Source organism: Bosea beijingensis (assembly GCF_030758975.1).
GTDB classification, from domain to species: Bacteria; Pseudomonadota; Alphaproteobacteria; order Rhizobiales; family Beijerinckiaceae; genus Allobosea; species Allobosea beijingensis.
On record NZ_CP132359.1, the window covers coordinates 287,600 to 305,544 of the forward strand.

The 17,945-nt window shown below is 66.8% G+C and carries 20 protein-coding genes; 9 read left to right on the top strand and 11 right to left on the bottom strand.

The features are described 5' to 3' along the window. Positions 1-93 precede the first annotated feature (93 nt). The 3 genes from Q9235_RS01430 to Q9235_RS01440 all read right to left on the bottom strand — a co-directional run bounded on the left by Q9235_RS01430 (position 94) and on the right by Q9235_RS01440 (position 3,479). A complete protein-coding gene (locus Q9235_RS01430; protein ID WP_306225001.1) occupies positions 94-1,218 on the bottom strand; it encodes a PQQ-dependent sugar dehydrogenase in 1,125 nt (374 codons plus the stop codon). Between the two features lie 97 nt (positions 1,219-1,315). After that, a complete protein-coding gene (locus Q9235_RS01435) occupies positions 1,316-2,290 on the bottom strand; it encodes a phosphatase PAP2 family protein (protein WP_306225002.1) in 975 nt (324 codons plus the stop codon). 214 nt (positions 2,291-2,504) lie between these two features. Next, positions 2,505-3,479, bottom strand: coding sequence for a Bug family tripartite tricarboxylate transporter substrate binding protein (locus Q9235_RS01440; RefSeq protein WP_306225004.1), 975 nt, complete (start codon positions 3,477-3,479; stop codon positions 2,505-2,507). 140 nt (positions 3,480-3,619) lie between these two features. Here Q9235_RS01440 and Q9235_RS01445 point away from each other — a divergent pair, with 140 nt between their 5' ends. Continuing rightward, complete coding sequence (locus Q9235_RS01445; protein WP_306225005.1) at positions 3,620-4,432, top strand: crotonase/enoyl-CoA hydratase family protein; 813 nt, start codon at positions 3,620-3,622, stop codon at positions 4,430-4,432. A 4-nt stretch (positions 4,433-4,436) separates the two neighbouring features. Here Q9235_RS01445 and Q9235_RS01450 read toward each other — a convergent pair whose 3' ends face one another. Further along, positions 4,437-4,916 carry a YaiI/YqxD family protein gene (locus Q9235_RS01450; RefSeq protein WP_306225006.1) on the bottom strand — a complete coding sequence of 160 codons (480 nt, stop codon included), beginning with the start codon at positions 4,914-4,916 and terminating at the stop codon, positions 4,437-4,439. Between the two features lie 164 nt (positions 4,917-5,080). Between Q9235_RS01450 and Q9235_RS01455 the strand changes: the two genes are divergently transcribed. Both Q9235_RS01455 and Q9235_RS01460 read left to right on the top strand, forming a co-directional pair. Further along, complete coding sequence (locus tag Q9235_RS01455) at positions 5,081-6,283, top strand: pyridoxal phosphate-dependent aminotransferase (RefSeq protein WP_306225007.1); 1,203 nt, start codon at positions 5,081-5,083, stop codon at positions 6,281-6,283. A gap of 53 nt (positions 6,284-6,336) precedes the next feature. Continuing rightward, positions 6,337-6,711, top strand: a complete 375-nt coding sequence (locus Q9235_RS01460) for a rhodanese-like domain-containing protein (RefSeq protein WP_306225008.1) — start codon at positions 6,337-6,339, stop codon at positions 6,709-6,711. On the opposite strand, the gene trmD is transcribed toward Q9235_RS01460, so the two are convergent. From trmD to ffh, 6 genes are all read right to left on the bottom strand, one after another. Further along, positions 6,702-7,397, bottom strand: a complete 696-nt coding sequence (trmD, locus tag Q9235_RS01465; RefSeq protein ID WP_306225010.1) for a tRNA (guanosine(37)-N1)-methyltransferase TrmD — start codon at positions 7,395-7,397, stop codon at positions 6,702-6,704. The genes Q9235_RS01460 and trmD overlap by 10 nt on opposite strands. A 4-nt stretch (positions 7,398-7,401) precedes the next feature. After that, the gene (locus Q9235_RS01470; protein WP_306225012.1) at positions 7,402-8,073 is read right to left on the bottom strand and encodes an HAD family hydrolase; all 672 of its coding nucleotides are present in this window, start codon (positions 8,071-8,073) and stop codon (positions 7,402-7,404) included. Then, positions 8,060-8,581, bottom strand: a complete 522-nt coding sequence (gene rimM / locus Q9235_RS01475; protein WP_306225014.1) for a ribosome maturation factor RimM — start codon at positions 8,579-8,581, stop codon at positions 8,060-8,062. The genes Q9235_RS01470 and rimM overlap by 14 nt, the downstream gene beginning before the upstream one ends. 99 nt (positions 8,582-8,680) lie before the next feature. After that, positions 8,681-9,049 (bottom strand): 30S ribosomal protein S16, encoded by a 369-nt coding sequence (gene rpsP, locus Q9235_RS01480; RefSeq protein ID WP_306225016.1) that lies wholly within the window; start codon positions 9,047-9,049, stop codon positions 8,681-8,683. Positions 9,050-9,079: 30 nt separating this feature from the next. Then, complete coding sequence (locus Q9235_RS01485; protein ID WP_306225017.1) at positions 9,080-9,595, bottom strand: GNAT family N-acetyltransferase; 516 nt, start codon at positions 9,593-9,595, stop codon at positions 9,080-9,082. Further along, on the bottom strand, positions 9,592-11,166 hold the full coding sequence (ffh, locus tag Q9235_RS01490) for a signal recognition particle protein (protein ID WP_306225018.1): 1,575 nt from the start codon (positions 11,164-11,166) through the stop codon (positions 9,592-9,594). The genes Q9235_RS01485 and ffh overlap by 4 nt, the downstream gene beginning before the upstream one ends. A 409-nt stretch (positions 11,167-11,575) precedes the next feature. On the opposite strand from ffh, the gene Q9235_RS01495 reads away from it, so the two are divergent. From Q9235_RS01495 to Q9235_RS01510, 4 genes are all read left to right on the top strand, one after another. Next, positions 11,576-12,004 carry a hypothetical protein gene (locus Q9235_RS01495; protein WP_306225020.1) on the top strand — a complete coding sequence of 143 codons (429 nt, stop codon included), beginning with the start codon at positions 11,576-11,578 and terminating at the stop codon, positions 12,002-12,004. 67 nt (positions 12,005-12,071) lie between these two features. Beyond that, positions 12,072-12,653, top strand: a complete 582-nt coding sequence (locus Q9235_RS01500; protein ID WP_306225021.1) for a CAP domain-containing protein — start codon at positions 12,072-12,074, stop codon at positions 12,651-12,653. Between the two features lie 59 nt (positions 12,654-12,712). Further along, on the top strand, positions 12,713-13,339 hold the full coding sequence (locus tag Q9235_RS01505) for a LysE family translocator (RefSeq protein ID WP_306225022.1): 627 nt from the start codon (positions 12,713-12,715) through the stop codon (positions 13,337-13,339). Between the two features lie 58 nt (positions 13,340-13,397). Beyond that, positions 13,398-14,456: an MBL fold metallo-hydrolase gene (locus tag Q9235_RS01510; protein WP_306225024.1), complete on the top strand. Its 1,059-nt coding sequence runs from the start codon at positions 13,398-13,400 to the stop codon at positions 14,454-14,456. A gap of 150 nt (positions 14,457-14,606) precedes the next feature. Here the strand turns inward: Q9235_RS01510 and Q9235_RS01515 are convergent, their stop codons facing one another. Then, complete coding sequence (locus tag Q9235_RS01515) at positions 14,607-15,311, bottom strand: GyrI-like domain-containing protein (protein ID WP_306225025.1); 705 nt, start codon at positions 15,309-15,311, stop codon at positions 14,607-14,609. 323 nt (positions 15,312-15,634) lie between these two features. Between Q9235_RS01515 and dapF the strand changes: the two genes are divergently transcribed. Both dapF and mtaB read left to right on the top strand, forming a co-directional pair. Beyond that, complete coding sequence (gene dapF, locus Q9235_RS01520; RefSeq protein ID WP_306225027.1) at positions 15,635-16,519, top strand: diaminopimelate epimerase; 885 nt, start codon at positions 15,635-15,637, stop codon at positions 16,517-16,519. 49 nt (positions 16,520-16,568) lie between these two features. After that, complete coding sequence (mtaB, locus tag Q9235_RS01525) at positions 16,569-17,891, top strand: tRNA (N(6)-L-threonylcarbamoyladenosine(37)-C(2))-methylthiotransferase MtaB (RefSeq protein ID WP_306225028.1); 1,323 nt, start codon at positions 16,569-16,571, stop codon at positions 17,889-17,891. Positions 17,892-17,945: the final 54 nt, after the last annotated feature.

Here is a 17,945-nt window from a genome sequence, read left to right on the forward strand (position 1 = left end):
TTTCGAGCGAAGTGGACACCGGTTCGCGTGAAAAAAATGCGTTAAAACAAAGGCCTAGAGCCATTCCGCGATTCGGAGAATTGCGGAATGGCTCTAGCGGGCCGGCCGAACCCGCAGCACTTTCCCGTCGGCATCGTCGCTGAGCAGGTAGAGGAAACCGTCCGGCCCCTGCACGACGTCGCGGATGCGCGCGCCGATATCGGTCAGCAGACGCTCCTCGCCCGTCACCTTCTCGCCTTCGGTCGAGAGTCTAACCAGTATCTGCCCGGCCAGCCCCCCGACGAAGAGCGAGTTCTTCCAGGCCGGCCAAGCTGGTCCGGTGTAGAACGCCGCGCCGGACGGCGCGATCGATGGGTCCCAGTAGAACAGGGGCTGCTCCATGCCGGGCTTCGACGTGCCCTCGCCGATCTTCGCGCCGGAATAGTCGACGCCATAGGTGATGACCGGCCAGCCATAGTTCAGCCCGGCCTTGGGCGTGTTGATCTCGTCGCCGCCGCGCGCCGCATGCTCCGCCGTCCAGAGCTGCCCCGTCTGCGGGTGGAGTACGGCCCCTTGGACATTCCGATGGCCGATCGACCAGATTTCCGGAGCCCAGCCCTCCTTCTTCGGATTGTCGGCCGGCGTCGCGCCGTCCGGCCGGATGCGGATGACCTTGCCGATATGATTGGCGGGATTCTGCGCCTCGTCGCGCTGGCTGTAACGATCACCAACAGTGACGAAGAGCGCGCCCGTCCGGTCGAAGACGAGTCGCGAGCCGAAATGCATGTTGGAATTGATCGCCGGCATCTGCCGGAAGATCACTTCGACGGCGGTCAGCGCCGTGCCCTGCTCGTTGAGGCGCCCGCGCGCGACGCTGGTGCCGTTGCCGCCGGAGCGCGGCTCGGAAAAGGAGAGATAGACGAGACGGTTCTGCGCGAAAGCGGGATCGAGCGCGATGCCGAGCAGGCCGCCCTGCCCGCGCGCCACGACGCTCGGCACGCCGTTGATCGGGCGCGAGAGCTTGCCGTCGGTCTCGACCAGCCGCAGCCGGCCCGGACGCTCGGTGACCAGCATGCGCCCGTCCGGCAGGAAGGCAAGTCCCCAGGGGTTCTCCAGCCCGCTCGCCACGGTCTCGACGGCGAGTTCACCCGCGCTCGACGGAAAACGCTTCTGCGCCTCGCAGGGAGCGGCTGCCATGAGAGCAATGGCGAAGGGGATTATCGCAGCAAGGCGTAACATGGCACATCCCGTCCGTTCGTCGGAACGAAACATCCGATAGCGCTGACGGATCCGAAGGCAAACCACCCGGCTCTTCACGAATTCGCGGTCCACCGCCTCACGTCGCAGGCTGAATTGCGGCTGCGACCTGTGGAGACTTGGCCCTCCGCGTGACCGGAGCGATGAAACGACCTGCGACGACATGGCAGAGCGCTGCGAGACCCAGCCCGGCCAGGACATCGACAAAATAATGACCGCCGTCGATCGGCGTCGCCGCGATCATGGCCAGATTCACAGCCAGGAATGGCCACCGCAGCCATGGATGCGCCCAGGCTCCCAGCAAAAGCAGCAGGGCTACGGCCGCGTGGAACGACGGAAACGTCACAATGCCTTCCATCCTGGAAACATCGAGGATGAAGGGAGCCCCTGACCGCAAAGCCTCCAGATCTCTCAGGTGAACGAAGGACGCAGCCGGCGTCAAATTCGGATAGTCCTCCGGCTTCAATCCGAGATGGGCGAACATCGCGACCGCCGGCATGAAGCCGGAGATGAGAATCGTGACGATCCCTGTCGCGATCATGGCCAGAACCATGATGCGAGCCGCTTCCCCACGGCCAGAGAAACCGAGGGCCAGCGCCAGGATCACGATCTGAGGCAGGAAACTCAGATAGGCCCAGTGCAGCAGCCTGCCGAGCCATGGCAGATCGTTCACAAACCGGAGATAGAGCTGCCAGTCGAGCCCGAGAGCACGATCCGCCGCATAGAGCAACTGGTCCTGCAGCGGGAAATTCAGCGTTGCGACGAGGTAGGAAAAAACCCCGGCTAGGATCAGGAAGCCGATCAACTGCGCTGTGACGTCCAGAGCGTCGGACAAGCGCATGTCTCCACGGACCGTGCGATAGAACCAGCCCAGCAAGGCCAGACACGCGGCAATTCCCACCGGGATGATCAGCGGCGCCTTGACCAGGGACAGAGGTGACAGCGCTACCCATATGGCACAAACGACGCCGGCCGACATGAGCAGAGCCCATGTGGCAGCGTTGGAACGCCGGGCCACGGATAAAGCATAGGCATGCGCGACGCTTTTGAGCATGCCTTCTTATCTGCGGACACCGGTTAATTCGGGTTCAACGCGACTGGTTAAAGCCCGCCTAGAGCATTTTCGAGCGAAGTGGCCACCGGCTCGCGTGAAGAACCGAAGGTCCGCGTCAGCGAACATGCGATAAAATGAAGGACTGGAGCAGTTCCGCGATCCGAAGAATTGCGGAACTGCTCCAGTCGCTTCCATACCGAATGAAGCAGACACTCTACTCCGGCTTCACGCCGGCATCAGCGATAATCTGCTTCCAGGTCGCGATCTCCTGGGCATGATAGGGCTTGAACGCCGCGGGATCGCGCACCTTCAGCGTGAAGCCGAGCTTCAGGATCGCCTCGCGCGTCTCGGGCTTGTTGAGCGAGGCGATAACCGCCTTGGAGAGCGTGTCGAGCACCGCGTCCGGCGTCTTGGCCGGGGCGAAGAAGGCCGCCCAGGAATCGGCGTCGGCATTGCTGACACCCTGCTCGCGCAGCGTCGGGATATCCTTGGCGCGCGGGTTGCGCTCGGGGCTCGCCAGCGCCAGCGCGCGCAACGTGCCGGAATTGATCTGCTCCAGAACGCTCGGCAGCGTCGAATTGGCGATGTCGATGCGGTCGGCGACGATCTCCTGCACCAGCGGCGCGGCGCCGCGGAACGGCACATGCGTCATCTTGATGCCGGTGCGCTGCATGAACAGCTCCATGGCGAGATGCGAGCCGGAGCCGACACCGGTCGAGCCGTAATTGAGCTTGCCCGGATCGGCCTTGGCGAGCGCGATCAGCTCCTGGATGTTCTTCACCGGCAGGCCATTGCGCACGACGAAGGCATGCTCGAAGGCGCCGACGCCGGCGAGCGGCGCGAAATCCTTGACCGCGTCGTAGCCCGGCTCCTTCAGCAGGAACATGTTGTTGCCATGCGTCTGGTTGTTGCCGAAGACGATGGTGTAGCCATCGGCCGCGCCATGGGCGACGGCGCGCGTGCCGACCGCGCCCGAGGCACCGGCCCGGTTGTCGACGACGACGTTATGCCCGAAGGCGACGGTGAGGTCCTGCGCCACGAAGCGCGCGATGGCGTCGGTCGGGCCACCCGCCGGATAGGGCACGACAAGCGTGACGACCTTGCTGGGGAAGCTCTGGGCCCGGACGATCGATGGCGCGAAGACGGCGCCGGCCATCAGGCCGAGCGTGGAACGGCGGGTCAACGACATGGACTTCCTCCCGGGCGCCCGCCTGAATGGCGAGCCTGCTTTGCGGCGAGATTTACGGGCAAAGGCGCCATGCGTCCAGCGCCAGACCTCGGCTCCGAAACGCGGCCTAATCTGCGTGGGAAACAGAGGGAGGAAAGTTCATGGCAGTGCGCATCGAAAGACAGGGCAAGGTCGCGACGGTCATCCACAGCCGGCCGGAAGCGCGCAACGCGATGGACCCCGACAGTGCCGAGGCCCTGACCCGCGCCTTCGTCGACCTCGACGGCGACAACGACATTGCCGCAATCGTCTTCTGGGGCGAAGGCGACGCCTTCTGCGCCGGTTGGGACCTGAAATATGCCCAGGCCTTCACCGATGCCCGGCGTTTCGAGAGCGAGATCGTCGAAGCCCTCGCCTTTCCCGCAGCCAATGGAACGACACCGCGCGGGCCCATGGGTCCTTCCCGCCTGGAAATGAGAAAGCCTTTGATCGCCGCGATCGAAGGCCCTGCTGTCGCGGGCGGCATGGAACTGGCGCTTTGGTGCGATGTCCGCGTGATGGCGGAGGATGCCTATTTCGGAGTCTATTGCCGGCGCTGGGGCATCCCGCTGATCGATGGCGGCACAATGCGCCTGCCACGCCTTGTCGGCCAGGGCCGCGCACTGGAGATCATCATGACCGGCCGGAAGGTTCCGGCCGATGAAGCGCTGCGCATCGGGTTGTGCGAGGCGATTGCGCCGAAGGGGCAGGCGCGCGCCAAGGCCGAAGCGATGGCACAGGAGATCGCGCGCTTTCCGCAGGGCGCCGTCCGGGCGGATCGCGCCAGCGCCATCGCCGGCCATGGGCTCGGCGTGCAGGAGGCTCTCCGGCAAGAATGGCGGCGTGGTGTACACACCATCGCGACGGAAGGCGCGGCCGGCGCCGGCCGCTTCGCCGCGGGCAAGGGGCGCGGCGGCGACTTCTCGGAGATCTGAGCGCTCAGGCGCCGAAACCCGCCCGCTTCAGCCGCTGGATCGCAAGGTCGAGCGCCTGCAGGAAGGCCGAGCGGTCCTTCTGCGAGAACGGCTTCGGCCCGCCCTGAACCGTCCCCATCGCGCGCAGGTCCTCCATCATGTCGCGTGTCGCCAGCGCCATGCCGATCGAGGCTTCGGTGAAGGGTTTTCCGGTCGGACCGATCACGTCGGCCCCGGCCTTGATGCAGCGATCGGCCAGCGGGATGTCGGACGTGATCACGATCGAGCCGCGCGAGACCCGTTCCGCGATCCAGTCGTCGGCGGCATCGAAATTGCCGGGCACCGTCACACGCTCGATCCAGGGCTCGCGCGGCACGCTGAGGAAGCTGTTGGCGACGACGAAGACATGCAGGCGGTGCCGGCCGGCGACGCGATAGACCTCCTCCTTCACCGGACAGGCGTCGGCATCGACGTAAACAGCGATGGGGCCGGTTGCATTCGTCATGGACGGGCCTTCGCATGCCCGGGGCGCAAGGGCAAACCGCCCTGAATTCATGACGTTTCTGCCAGACATCAATCAGTTGCGCTTGCGATCGTCGCCGTCGAGTCATAAACCTCGCCCGCGCCTTGTCCCGCGCTCACCCGTCCGCCTCCCCGGAGATCAGTCCCATGGCCTTTCTTGCCGATGCCCTGAAGCGCGTGAAGCCGTCCGCGACCATCACGATCACGCAGAAGGCCCGCGACCTGAAAGCCCAGGGCAAGGACGTGATCTCGCTCTCCGTCGGCGAGCCTGATTTCGATACGCCGGACAATATCAAGGAAGCCGCGATCTCCGCGATCAAGCGCGGCGAGACCAAGTACACCCCGGTCTCCGGCATCCCGCAGCTCCGCGAGGCCGTCGCCCGCAAGTTCAAGCGCGAGAACGGCCTCGACTACAAGGCGAGCCAGACCATCGTCTCGACCGGCGGCAAGCATGTCATCTACAACGCCCTGCTCGCCACGCTGAACCCCGGCGACGAGGTCATCTGCGTCTCGCCCTACTGGGTTTCCTATCCCGAGATGGTCGCGCTCTGCGGGGGAACCCCGACCTTCGCCGAGACCTATCTCGAGAACGACTTCAAGCTGCAGCCCGAGGACCTCGAGAAGGCGATCACCCCCAAGACCAAGTGGGTGATCCTGAACTCGCCGTCGAACCCGTCCGGCGCCGCCTACAGCCATGCCGAGATGAAGAAGCTCACGGATGTGCTGATGCGCCATCCCCATGTCTGGATCCTCACCGACGACATGTACGAGCACCTCGTCTATGGCGACTTCACCTTCGTCACCCCGGCCCAGGTCGAGCCCGCTCTCTACGAGCGCACGCTGACCATGAACGGCGTCTCGAAGTCCTATGCCATGACCGGCTGGCGCATCGGCTACGCCGCGGGCCCGCAAGCTCTGATCAACGCGATGGACCTCGTCCAGGGCCAGCAGACCTCCGGCACCTCGGCGATCTCGCAATGGGCCGCGGTCGAGGCGCTGGACGGCACGCAGGAGCATATCCCGGTCTTCAAGAAGGCCTTCGAGCGTCGCCGCGACCTCGTCGTCTCCATGCTGAACCAGACTCGCGGCCTGAAGTGCCCGGTGCCGGAAGGCGCGTTCTACGTCTATCCCGACTGCTCGGCCCTGATCGGCAAGACCCTGCCGAACGGCAAGAAGATCGAGACCGACGAGGACCTCGTCATGGGCCTGCTCGAGTCGGAAGCCGTCGCAGCCGTCCATGGCTCGTCCTTCGGACTCGGCCCGAACTTCCGCATCTCCTACGCCACTTCGGACGAGAAGCTGGAAGAGGCCTGCCGCCGCATCCAGCGCTTCTGCGCCGAGCTGCGCTGAGCACGATGACCAAAGGCGCCGCAACGCGCCGAATCGTTCTGGCCGGGAGCTTCATGCTCCCGGCCTCTTTCGTTTTCGGACAATCGGTGGCGGCGCTCTCACCCCGCGAGGCCTTTGAACAGGCGCAGGCAAAGCGCATCCTGCTGATCGATATCCGCAATGCGCAGGAATGGGCCGATACCGGCCTGCCTCAGGGCGCTCTCGCACTGGATGTCGACGCGCCGGCCTTCGAGGTCAGGATCGCGGGCTTGCGTCTCGACAATCCCGGCAAGCGCATCGTCCTGATCGATCGCACGGGCGCGCAGGCGGTCGCCGTGGCACAGAAGCTCGCCGGGCGCGGATGGCGCGATCTCGCTGGCGTGCGCGGCGGCATGCTCGGACCGGGCGGCTGGCTGGCCGAGAAACTGCCCGTCTCGGCCTATCCCTGATCCCGCTCGGCGAGCAGGTCAGGCCGCCGCTCCCGCGTGATCCGCTCCGCCTGCTCGCGCCGCCACTTCGCGATGCGGGCATGGTCGCCGGAGAGCAGCGCCTCGGGCAGGCCCCGGCCCTCCCATTCGCGCGGGCGGGTGTAATGTGGGTATTCGAGCAGACCGTTCTCGAAGCTCTCGTCCTCGCCGGACGCGACCTTGCCCATCACGCCGGGGATGAGGCGCACGCAGGCATCGAGCAGCGTCAGCGCCGCCATCTCGCCGCCGGAGAGGATATAGTCGCCGATCGAGACCTCGATCAGGTTGCGCCCCTCGATCACCCGCTCGTCGACACCCTCGAAGCGCCCGCAGACGATGACGAGGCCGGGGCCCTCAGCCCAGTCGCGAACCTGCTCCTGCTTGAGCGGGCGCCCGCGCGGCGACATCAGCAGGCGCGGACGCAGATCATCGGCCGGCACGGCCGCATCGATCGCCGCCGCCAGCACGTCGCAGCGCAGCACCATGCCGGCGCCGCCGCCGGCCGGATTGTCGTCGACATTGCGATGGCGGCCGATGCCGTGCTCGCGAATCTGGTGGGTGTCGAGCGACCACAATCCCTTGCGCACCCCCTCCCCCGCCAGCGAGATGCCGAGCGGCCCGGGAAACATCTCCGGGTAGAGCGTCAGGATCGATGCGCGGAAGGACATGCCTTCAAGCAAAGCGCAGCGCCGGCAACCCGTCCAGCGCCGTGAAATCGCGAGCCGACGCGATCAGGTTGTCATAGCCCGCGAAACCCTCGGGGCCGAGCATGGTGAGCAGCGCCACGGCCCGCATGCCGGCGCGCCGCGCGGCCTCGACGCCGAGCGGCGCATCCTCGAAGACGATGCAATCGGCGGGATCGACCTTCATCCGCTCGGCCGCCGCGAGGAACATATCGGGATGCGGCTTGCCGCGAAAACCCTGGCTCGGCGAGACGATCGTCGCGAAGCGCTGGCGCAGATCGAGCGTATCGAGCACGACCTCGATATTGGCCGGCGGCGCCGCCGTCCCGACAGCCATCGGCACGCCCGCCTTCTCGGCGCGCGCGATCAGCTCCAGAAAACCGGCGGTCGCGGCGACATGCGGCAGATAGGCTTCGCGATAGAGCGCTTCCTTGGCATCGCTCATCGCGTCGAGCTCGGCCACGGCGGCCTGCGGGAAATAGGACGAGATGATCTCGTTGCCGGCCATGCCGGCCGTGCGGGCAGCGAAGGTGCTGCGGTCGAAGGGCAACTTGTTGCTGACGTGCCAGCTCTCCCAGGCATCGTCATGGAAGCGCATGTTGTCGACGATGGTACCGTCCATGTCGAAGATTAGCGCGCGGGCAGGCTTATGGCTTGTCATCGTCGGGCTCGAACAATCCCAGGGGGGGCTCGGCCTCGATCCGGCGCGCCACCATGTCGAGGCGCGGCGCGAAGGCCTTGGTGAAGGGCATCAGGACAAAGCGCCCGTCCGGCGTCTTGATGTCGAGCAGGTCGCCGGCCCCGTAATTCTCGACCCCGGTGACGGTGCCGAGCACCACGCCGTCAGGTCCAACGACACTGCAGCCGATCAGATCGGCATGCAGGAACTCGTCCTCGTCCACATCGGCCGAAAGCTTGTCGCGGACGACGAAAAGTTCGGTCCCGTTCAACGCCTCGGCCTGCTCGCGCGTCGTCACGTCCTTGAGCCGGGCGACGACCACTTCCTTGGCCGGACGGATATCGGTGATCTCGAAGCTGCGGCCCTTGCTGTCGGTCAGCGGGCCGTAACCGGCGATCCCGAGGGGATCGCCGGTGAAGGTCTTGATCCTGACCTCGCCGCGCACGCCATGCGGCGCGCCGACGATACCGAGCAGGATGAGATCGCTCATGTCAGCACGCCATGCCCGGCCTTGAGCCGGGCATCTCCTTGAGAAAACTCCCGGGCCGAGGCTGAGCCTCGCCCGAGACCGACGTGCGGACGATCAGGCTCACGCCTCGGCGGCTTCTTCGGCAGCCGGAGCAGCGGCCTTCTCGGCCTTCTTCTCGGCGCGCTCCTTGGCCTTCTCGCCGGGAACAGCCTTGTTCGGGTTGTTGCGGGCCGGGCGCTTGGCGAGGCCGGCGGCGTCGAGGAAGCGCAGGACGCGGTCAGTCGGCTGAGCGCCCTTGGCGAGCCAGGCCTGGACCTTCTCGAGATCGAGCACGACGCGGTCGGCGGCGTCCTTGGCCTTCATCGGATCATAGGAGCCGATCTTCTCGATGAAGCGGCCATCGCGCGGCGAGCGCGAGTCGGCAACGACGATGCGATAATACGGGCGCTTCTTGGCGCCACCGCGGGTCAGGCGAATCTTGAGGGACATGGGTCTTCTCCGGTCAGGTTTGGTTTTGGTTCAGTGTTTCGCAGGCGTGGCGGCCGGGTGCCGGTAGATGCCGACCTCGGTGCCACGGATCACGAAGGGTTTCTCGAAGCGCGCGCCGAGACGCTCGGCGACGCGGATCGAGGGTCGGTTGTCGGGATGCACCAAGCTCATCAGCGTGGTCCATCCCAAGTCGCGATAGGCATAGTCACGGGCGCGCAGCGCAGCCTCGGTCGCATAGCCGCGACCATGCTCGCCTGCGAACAGGCTCCAGCCGATCTCCGGCTCGGGCCAGCCTTCCGGCGAGAGCAGGCCGCACCAGCCGACGAGCCGCTGGTCCGCCTTCGCCTCCAGCGCCCAGAGGCCGTGGCCACGCAACGCCCAGTGGCCGGCCATCGCGGAAAAGCGCCGCCATCCGTCCCAGCGGTCGCTGGTGCCGCCGACATAGCGGGTCAGGTCCTCGTCGGCATAGAAATCGACGAGCACGTCGAAATCGGCGGCCGTCCAGCCGCGCAGCCGCAACCGCTCCGTTTCCAGAACGGGGATCACTTCTTCTTGCCCCCGAACGGATTACCCAGGCCGGGCAGGCCGCTTCCGCCGAGGCCCGGCAACTTCGGCATCATGCCCGCCGGCGGGGTCACGCCCTTCGGTAGTCCCGGGAAACCGCCGGGCGGCATCGAGGGCAGGCCGCCGCCCGCGCCGAGCTGCTTCTGCAATTCCGCGAGTTGGGCCGGGTCCATCTTCGAGGGATCCGGCATGCCGGCCGGCAGGCCGCCGCCGAGCCCGAACATCGAGCCGAGCTTGCCGAGCATGCCGCCCTTCTGCTTGGCCATCATCTTCATGGCATCGGCCATGCCGCGATGCATCTTGAGCAGCTTGTTGATCTGCTCGGCCGTGGTGCCGGAGCCGGCCGCGATGCGCTTCTTGCGGCTGTTCTTCAGCAGGTCGGGATTCTTGCGCTCCGCCGCCGTCATCGAGTCGATCGCGGCGATCATGCTCTTGAACATCTTGTCGCCGACGCCGGCATTGGCGAGCTGCGACTGAGCCTGCTTCATGCCGGGCAGCATGCCCATCACGCCGCCGATACCGCCCATCTTCTCCATCTGCTGGAGCTGCGCGCGCATGTCGGAGAGGTCGAACTGGCCCTTGGCCATGCGCTGCGCGGTGGCCTGCGCCTGCTCGGCATCGATCGTCTGCGCCGCCTTCTCGACCAGCGAGACGATGTCGCCCATGCCGAGGATGCGGTTGGCGACGCGCGACGGGTGGAACTCGTCGAGCTCGTCGACCTTCTCGCCGATGCCGACGAGCTTGATCGGCTTGCCGGTGACGGCGCGCATCGAGAGCGCCGCGCCACCGCGCGAATCGCCGTCCATGCGGGTCAGCACGATGCCGGTGAGGCCGACGCGGGCATCGAAGGCGCGGGCGGTATTGACGGCGTCCTGGCCGGTCAGCGCGTCGGCGACGAGCAGCACCTCATGCGGGTTGGTCGCGGCCTTCACCTCGGCGACCTCGGCCATCAGCGTGTCGTCGAGCGTCACGCGGCCGGCGGTATCGAGCATCACGACATCGTAGCCGCCGAGACGGGCGGCCTCGACCGCGCGCCTGGCGATCTGCACCGCCGACTGGCCGGCGACGATCGGCAGCGTCTGCACGCCGACCTGCGTGCCCAGGATGGCGAGCTGTTCCATGGCGGCCGGGCGTCGCGTATCGAGCGACGCCATCAGCACCTTCTTCTTGTGGCGCTCGGTCAGGCGCTTGGCGATCTTGGCCGTGGAGGTCGTCTTACCGGAGCCCTGCAGACCCACCATCAGGACCGGCACCGGCGGCACGGCATCGAAATTGATGCCCTCGCCCTCGCCGCCCAGCGTCTCGATCAGGACGTCGTTGACGATCTTGATGACCTGCTGGCCGGGCGTGACCGACTTCAGCACCTCGGCGCCGACGGCACGCTCGCGCACCTTGTCGGTGAAGGACCGGACGACCTCGAGCGCGACGTCCGCCTCGAGCAGCGCGCGCCGAACCTCGCGGAGAGCCGCGTTGACGTCCTCCTCGGTCAGCGAACCCCTGCGGGTCAGCCCCGAGAGGATGCCGGAGAGCCTGTCGCTCAGCGTGCCGAACATGCGGACCTGCCTGCTTGCCTCCGGAGCATCGGACCGAAAAGTGGAAGCCACTTTTCGGACGAATCCGATGCTCCAACGATCGGATGGATCACCGTGACCGCGTCCGTTCGGACGCGCGGTGATCCGCGAGCCTTCAGCGCCAAAGCCTCATCGCCAAGCGGTTTCGCGCCCGAGGGCGCAATCGCGCTGTCGGGCGTTGACCTCCGGGCTCATGAAAGCGGCTTGCGCGGCCCGGTCGGCGGATGTGGTTTCGGCGATGTCGGCGAAACGGATGCGGTCTTAAAGCGGAAGACTGTGGCGAAAGTCAAGTTTTGGGGACAAGGTCACGGCGAAAATGACGCCTTGATTGCCAGATCGCGCTATCGCCCGCATTGCTGGCTCATTCGATTTCATCATCAGGGAACCGACGATGCGCTTTTCCGCCCCTCGCAGCCTGCCTTTCGCCGCCGGCCTCTTGCTCGCCAGCCTTGCCCCGGCTCTGGCCCAACCCTGCGCCAGCAATTTCAAGGTCGATGGCGTGCCGATGGTGACCGGGCTGAGCTACCGCACCTGGGACCTCATCCCTACCCGCCAACCTGCGGCCGTGCTCAGCGATCTCGGTGCCGCCGTTTCGGCGGAGGGTTTCGCCGATATGCGCATCGACAAGGCGACGAGCGCGGTCGTCGCCATCCAGGAGACCACCGGCTCCGGCCGCCCGCAGACCTTACGCATCACCGCCCGCAAGAACGGCAAGGGCACCCGCGTGGATGCGGTCTTCGTCGTCCAGGCCGGACAGGTCGCGCCGGAGGACTATGTGCGCAAGGCGTTCTGCCGCGTGATCGGCGGCGCACGCAGCTAAACCCCGGCCCCAGAAAGGCCCTGATCGGGCGGCATCGCTGCGGCCCGATTCGCAAACGTACCGGCCCATGACACTGAAACCTACCTCGATCCTGCTGGCCCTCTCCGTCCTGCTGGCCGCCTGCGCCGGTGACCCGCGTCGCGAAGGCCCGCTCGATCCGCGCATGGTCGAGAAGGTCGCGGCTGTCTCGCTCGATCCTGCCCAGGCCGGGCGTATCCTCAATGCCTATCGCGCCAGCCAGGGCCTCGGCCCGGTCCGGCCGGACCCGCGCCTGATGGCGATGGCCCAGCGCCAGGCCGACGCCATGGTCAAGGCCAACGCGCTCTCGCATGATGCCGGCGGCAACTTCACCGCCCGCATCCTTGCGGCCGGCGTCGACAGCGCCCGTGCGGCGGAAAATCTCGGCGGCGGCTATTTCTCGGTCGAGGAGGCCTTCGACGGCTGGCGCAAGTCCGCGGGCCACGACGCCAACCTGCGCATGAAGGAAGCGACCCGCTACGGCATCGCGCTCTCGAAGGACCCGCGTACCAGCTACCGCGTCTGGTGGGCGCTGGTCGTCGCGGCGGAACCGGAAGCACGCCGCGAGATTGCCGCTCAGGGTGCCGGTCCGGTCATGTGGTTCGGGAACAATCCGCAGCCGACGCGATAAGCTCTTTACAACCCCCCGCTTCTGGTGATGGCTCTGGTCTTTAGCGGAGCCATCACATCATGACCTTCGAAGCCTGGATCGCCTTCACCGCCGCCACCGCCGTCCTCCTGGTCATCCCCGGACCGACGATCCTCCTCGTCATCTCCTATGCGCTAGGCCAGGGCTGGCGCACCGCCTTCCCGATCGCCGTCGGCGTCGCGCTCGGCGATTTCACGGCGATGACGCTGTCGATGCTCGGCGTCGGCGCGCTCCTCGCCACCTCGGCTTTGGTCTTCACCACGCTGAAATGGATCGGCGCGGCCTATCTCGTCTGGCTCGGCATCAAGCTCTTCCGCGCCGGCGGCACGCTCGACGCCAAGCCTCGCGAGGATGCTGCCCCCGGCTGGAAGATGCTCGGTCATGCCTGGCTGGTGACGGCGCTGAACCCGAAGAGCATCACCTTCTTCGTCGCCTTCCTGCCCCAGTTCCTCGACACCAAGGGCGATTTCTGGACGCAGATGCTGATCTTCGAGGTGACCTTCATCACGCTCGCCTTCGCCAATGCCATGGGCTACGCGCTGATCGCCTCGCGGGCGCGGGCCGTGGTCAGCAATCCCCGCGCGATCGGCCTGTTCAACAAGGCTGGCGGCACGCTCCTGATCGGCGCCGGTGTCGCCACCGTCGCGATCCGCTCGAGCAGCAACTGAGACCGCGTTCCTGAGCCCATCTTGACGCCGGGTCGCGGCGGCTTACCTGTTCAGGACCATGACCCGCCGCAAGCTCCTCTCCTTCGTTGGCCTCGGTGCATTGCTGGCTTCGACCGGCGCCGCCTGGGCCGCGATCTCCCGCTCGCGCAATCCCTATTACCAGGGACCTGTCAGCGACCATTTCAACGGCCTCGTCTTCAGCGACGGCCGCCCGGTGACCAAGGGCCTCGCCGACGTGCTGCGCTGGCAGACCGGCAAGCGCGAGCGCGAGGCCTTCCCCCTCGCCTATCAGGCGCCGCCGCAGGACAAGCCGCCGGCCAGCGTCGACGGTGTCAGGATCGTCCATCTCGGCCATGCCTCCTTCCTCTATCAGGTCGCCGGCCTCAACCTGCTGATCGACCCCGTCTATTCGCTGCGCGCGAGTCCCTTCTCCTTCATCGGCCCCAAGCGCGTGAACGCGCCGGGCGTCGCCTTCGCCGACCTGCCGAAGATCGATGCCGTTCTGGTCACGCATAACCATTACGACCATCTCGACATCGAGACGCTGGCGCTGCTGCACGGCCGCGACCAGCCGCGCATGATCATGCCGCTCGGCAACGACTCGATCGTCCGGGCCCGCATTCCCGACGCCCGCACTGAGGCGCATGACTGGAACGACCGGCTCACGCTCTCTGACAAGGCCGCGGTCACGCTGGTGCCGAGCTACCACTGGTCGGCGCGCGGCGCCTTCGACCGGCGCATGGCGCTCTGGTGCTCATACATCCTCGAAACACCGGCCGCGAAGATCTTCCATGTCGGCGATACCGGCTACCATGACGGCTCGCTCTACGCCGAACTCGGCAGCAAGCACGGGCCGTTCGACCTCGCAGTCCTGCCGATCGGCGCCTATGAGCCGCGCTGGTTCATGTCCGACAACCACATGAATCCGGACGAGGCCGTGAAGGTCATGCTCGCACTCAAGGCGCAGCAGGCGATCGGCCACCACTGGGGTACCTTCCAGCTCACCGACGAGGGCGTCGAGCGCCCGCCCGAAGCGCTGAAGGCCGCGCTCGCCGAAGCCGGCTTGCCGGAAGAGCGCTTTCGGCCGATGCGGCCCGGTTTGAGCTGGAGCGTGTGACCACCAGCCTTGTCATTCCGGGGCGGTGCATCGCGCCGAACCCGGAACCCACGACTGGGCACAACCTCAAGCAATCAGGCCGGGCAAAGGCTCACCCGGTCGTGGATTCCGGGTTCGATCCTACGGATCGCCCCGGAATGACAGCGAAAGCTACTTCGGCTGGACGTAGACGTTGATCTCAAGGTTCGGGTCGCCCGGGTCCTTGAGGTCGGTGACATATTCCTCGAGGAAGGCGTCCTTCACCGCAATGCTCTTGGCTTCCAGATAGGCCGTGATCGTCTCGTAGGTGGAATCGATGTCGTCATAGGGCGCGACATGCATGAAACGCAGCGCCTTGCCCACCGGTGACGAGCCGAGCTTCACCCCGCCCCCGAAGGCTGGAACCTGCCCCCCGGCGGGTGCGGCGACCGGCAGCATCGCGTCGAAGCGGAAACCGTCATCGGTCGTCTCGACGAAGAGCGACAAGGGCCGCCCGGCGACGGGCAGGCCTGCCTTCTGCGCCTCTGCGCGCAAGGCGTTGAAGCTTTCGGAGAGCTTCTGGAAGCCCTGGTCCCAGCTCGCCTGCCCCGACAGCAGCAGCACGGGCTTGGCGACCAGCGCGACCTCGTCGATATCGCTGGTGTCGCCGCGCTTGCCGGCGAGCGTCGCATCGGGATCGGGCACGCCGGTCTGCTGCTGCTGCACGGGCGGGAGCGCCGGCTGGACCGGCGGCGGCAGGGACGGCGGCGGCTGCACGGGCTGCGGTTCGGCCGGCCCGGGCAATCTCGGCGCAGGCTGCACCGGCTGCGGCGTCACCGGGCCCGGCAGCGACGGAGCCGGCTGGACCGGCTGCGGCCCCGGCTGGGAATCGGGCACGGGTGCCGGCGGCGTCTGCGCAGGCGCGGACGGCATCTGGACGGGGCTGGCGCCGGGTGGTGGAGCGAGAGGCGCGGATTCGACCGCGGTCGGCGGCGCGACCCGTGTTTGCGCGAAGGCTGTTACGCTCGAAGCGCTCGCCAGGCCGGCCAGCGTCAGAACACAAATCCGGGAATACCGCATCATGACGGCCCTGAGTTTCACGCGATTCGCGCCCTTGCGGCGCAACATAGAATGTCCACCTTGTTTCAGGAACGGGGACGAGGGTGGCTTTTTCACGTCGCCTCGGCCATAGACCCACTATTCACGGGACATGTGACCAAATGAACGCTCTGGCCAATCGCCGGTTCCTGAAGATGAACGGTCTCGGCAACCAGATCACGGTGCTGGACCTGCGCGGCAGCAAGCATGTCGTCAGCGAAAGCGAGGCTCGCGCCATCGCCTCCGAGCCGCGCGCCAGTTTCGACCAGCTCATGGTCCTTCACGATGCCGCGACGCCCGGCACCGACGCTTTCGTGCGCATCTACAACGCCGACGGTTCCGAAGCCGGCGCCTGCGGCAACGGCACGCGCTGCGTCGCCTGGGCGATGATCGCCGATCCGCAGATGGGCGATGCCAGCAAGGCTCGGCTCGCGCTCCAGACCAAGGCCGGCCTGCTGCCGGCCGTGCGTGAGGGCGATACCCTCTTTACCGTCGACATGGGCGCCCCGCGCCTCGCCTGGGACCAGATCCCGCTGGCCGAGCCCTTCGAGGACACCAGCCGCTTTGAATTGCAGATCGGCCCGATCGACGATCCGATTCTGCACACGCCCTGCGCAGTCAACATGGGCAATCCGCACGCGGTCTTCTTCGTCGAGGATCCCTATGCCTATAATCTCGAGCAGATCGGCCCGCTGCTCGAAAACCACCCGATCTTCCCCGACCGCGCCAATATCGAGCTCGCCGCAGTGAAGGCTCCGGACCATATCGTGCTGCGCGTCTGGGAGCGCGGCGCCGGCATCACCCAGGCCTGCGGCTCGGGCGCCTGCGCGGCACTGGTCGCGGGCGTGCGCCGCGAGCTCACCGCCCGCAAGGCCACCGTCAGCCTGCCCGGCGGCGACCTCGCCATCGAATGGCGCGAGCGCGACGGCCATGTCCTGATGACTGGCCCGGTCGAATTCGAATGGGAAGGCACGCTCGACCCGGCGTTGTTCACGAGCGCCGCGTAATGACCCAGAAGCATTTTCAAGCGAAGTGGTGCCGGTTCGCGTGAAGAAAATGCGACCAGACAATAACCCAGAGCATCTTCGCGGTTCGGAGAACCGCGAAGATGCTCTGGAGGTCGTCACCTTCGGCTGCCGCCTCAACATCGTCGAGAGCGAGGCGCTGAGGCTTCAGGCGGAAGCTGCCGGGCTGAAGGATGCCGCGATCGTCAATTCCTGCGCCGTCACCGCCGAGGCGACCCGGCAGGCGCGGCAGGCCGTGCGTCGCCTCAAGCGCGAACAGCCGGACAGGCCCGTGATCGTCACCGGTTGCGCAGCGCAGATCGAACCCGCCCGCTTCGCCGACATGCCGGAGGTCGATCGCGTCCTCGGCAATGACGAGAAGCTGCGGCCCGGGAGCTGGGCGGCCCTCGCCCGTTCCAACAGCCTCGGGCATGCCGACGCGGCAGCCGCCGACAAGCTCGATGTCGGCGACATCATGGCCCGCACCGCCATGCGCGCGCCCGTCACCGGCCGCTTTACCAGCCATACCCGCGGCTTCGTCCAGGTCCAGAACGGCTGCGACCACCGCTGTACCTTCTGCGTCATCCCGTTTGGACGCGGCAATTCGCGCTCGCTCGCCACCGCCGATGTCGTCGCCCAATGCCGCACCTTGCTGGAAGCCGGCGCGCGCGAGATCGTACTGACCGGCGTCGACCTCACCAGCTATGGCCGCGATCTCCCCGACGAGCCATCCTTGGGCGCGCTTGCTGGGGCAATCCTCCGTGCTTTGCCCGAATTGCCCCGTCTGCGCCTCTCCTCGATCGACGCCGTCGAGGTCGACGACGCCCTGCGCGACCTGCTCGCGACCGAAGCGCGCCTGATGCCGCATCTGCATCTCTCTCTGCAGGCCGGCGACGACCTCATCCTGAAACGCATGAAGCGCCGCCACGGCCGCGAAGATGCCATCCGCTTCTGCGCGGAGATCCGCGCCTTACGGCCCGACATCGTCTTCGGCGCCGATCTCATCGCCGGCTTCCCGACCGAGGACGAGGCGATGTTCGCCCGCTCGCTCGATCTCGTCGAAGCCTGTGGCCTGAGCTTCGTCCATGTCTTCCCTTACTCGGCCCGCCCCGGCACGCCGGCCGCGCGCATGCCGCAACTCTCGGGAGAGATCGTCTCGGAGCGTGCCGCAAGACTGCGCGCAACGGCGGGTGCTGCTCACGCACGCCATCTCGCCGCACGGATCGGCCGCCCGCTGAGCGTCCTGACCGAACGCGGCAATACCGGCCGCGCCGAGGATTTCACCCTGGTTCGCTTCGGCAGCGACGTCACGCCGGGCGAGATCGTGCCGGCTACCGGCCATGCAGCCGACGGCAAGGCGCTTCTCGCCGCCTGAACTCGTTTTCCTGTGAGGAATAGCCGCCTCGGTCGCCGATGGGAGGAGGAGTGA

Coding starts and splice junctions, on each gene's coding strand:
- dapF (WP_306225027.1), top strand. CDS start 15,635: ATGAACGCTCTGGCCAATCGCCGGTTCCTGAAGATGAACGGTCTCGGC.
- ffh (WP_306225018.1), bottom strand. CDS start 11,166: ATGTTCGGCACGCTGAGCGACAGGCTCTCCGGCATCCTCTCGGGGCTG.
- Q9235_RS01455 (WP_306225007.1), top strand. CDS start 5,081: ATGGCCTTTCTTGCCGATGCCCTGAAGCGCGTGAAGCCGTCCGCGACC.
- Q9235_RS01430 (WP_306225001.1), bottom strand. CDS start 1,218: ATGTTACGCCTTGCTGCGATAATCCCCTTCGCCATTGCTCTCATGGCA.
- mtaB (WP_306225028.1), top strand. CDS start 16,569: ATGCGACCAGACAATAACCCAGAGCATCTTCGCGGTTCGGAGAACCGC.
- Q9235_RS01460 (WP_306225008.1), top strand. CDS start 6,337: ATGCTCCCGGCCTCTTTCGTTTTCGGACAATCGGTGGCGGCGCTCTCA.
- Q9235_RS01445 (WP_306225005.1), top strand. CDS start 3,620: ATGGCAGTGCGCATCGAAAGACAGGGCAAGGTCGCGACGGTCATCCAC.
- rpsP (WP_306225016.1), bottom strand. CDS start 9,049: ATGTCCCTCAAGATTCGCCTGACCCGCGGTGGCGCCAAGAAGCGCCCG.
- Q9235_RS01505 (WP_306225022.1), top strand. CDS start 12,713: ATGACCTTCGAAGCCTGGATCGCCTTCACCGCCGCCACCGCCGTCCTC.
- Q9235_RS01440 (WP_306225004.1), bottom strand. CDS start 3,479: ATGTCGTTGACCCGCCGTTCCACGCTCGGCCTGATGGCCGGCGCCGTC.
- Q9235_RS01470 (WP_306225012.1), bottom strand. CDS start 8,073: ATGACAAGCCATAAGCCTGCCCGCGCGCTAATCTTCGACATGGACGGT.
- Q9235_RS01500 (WP_306225021.1), top strand. CDS start 12,072: ATGACACTGAAACCTACCTCGATCCTGCTGGCCCTCTCCGTCCTGCTG.
- Q9235_RS01510 (WP_306225024.1), top strand. CDS start 13,398: ATGACCCGCCGCAAGCTCCTCTCCTTCGTTGGCCTCGGTGCATTGCTG.
- Q9235_RS01435 (WP_306225002.1), bottom strand. CDS start 2,290: ATGCTCAAAAGCGTCGCGCATGCCTATGCTTTATCCGTGGCCCGGCGT.
- Q9235_RS01495 (WP_306225020.1), top strand. CDS start 11,576: ATGCGCTTTTCCGCCCCTCGCAGCCTGCCTTTCGCCGCCGGCCTCTTG.
- trmD (WP_306225010.1), bottom strand. CDS start 7,397: ATGTCCTTCCGCGCATCGATCCTGACGCTCTACCCGGAGATGTTTCCC.
- rimM (WP_306225014.1), bottom strand. CDS start 8,581: ATGAGCGATCTCATCCTGCTCGGTATCGTCGGCGCGCCGCATGGCGTG.
- Q9235_RS01450 (WP_306225006.1), bottom strand. CDS start 4,916: ATGACGAATGCAACCGGCCCCATCGCTGTTTACGTCGATGCCGACGCC.